The organism is Planomonospora algeriensis (assembly GCF_977012225.1).
The window spans coordinates 1-490 of record NZ_CDRNDK010001087.1; the positions used below are offsets into that span (position 1 = coordinate 1).

Consider the following 490-nt stretch of genomic DNA (forward strand, 5'->3'; position numbering starts at 1 on the left):
TGGGCGGTTTCGTCGGAGCCCGCGCGGTCCCGGCGGCCGGTGGGGCCGCGACGCCGCTGGAGTGGCCGAGGCGCGTCGAGGGAGGCCCTAAGGGAAGCCCTAAGGGAGGCGCTGAGGGAGGCGCGGTGCCCGATGGGTTCCGGGCCCCCACGGCGGACCAGCGCGCGGGGATGAGGAGCATCCATCCGGACTCGATCAGGGCGCTGGGCGAGGACCTCGACGCCGGTCCCGGCAGGATCCTGGACGCCGCGTACGAGGACGCGCGCGGCATCGAGGTGGGGTTCCCCGGTTTCGGAGTGGCCGGGATCCACCTCTTCCACGCGCACGGTGAGATGCGGGACGGCGCGGTCCGGCAGCTCGCCGCCGGGCGCGACGTGCCGGCACCTGGCTGCCCGGGCTGAGGACGACCGCCGACAACTGGGTCTTCGCGGAGCGGGCGAACGCCGGCGGTGACGGGGGCGGCGAAGGGCGCGGGCCCGCCGGCGAGGCC

General features: G+C 76.5%; 1 protein-coding gene. It reads left to right on the top strand.

Annotation, left to right across the window (positions count from 1 at the left end):
• Positions 1 to 125 precede the first annotated feature (125 nt).
• A complete protein-coding gene (locus tag ACWJ6R_RS37935; protein ID WP_449066794.1) occupies positions 126 to 401 on the top strand; it encodes a hypothetical protein in 276 nt (91 codons plus the stop codon).
• The last annotated feature ends 89 nt before the right edge of the window (positions 402 to 490 follow it).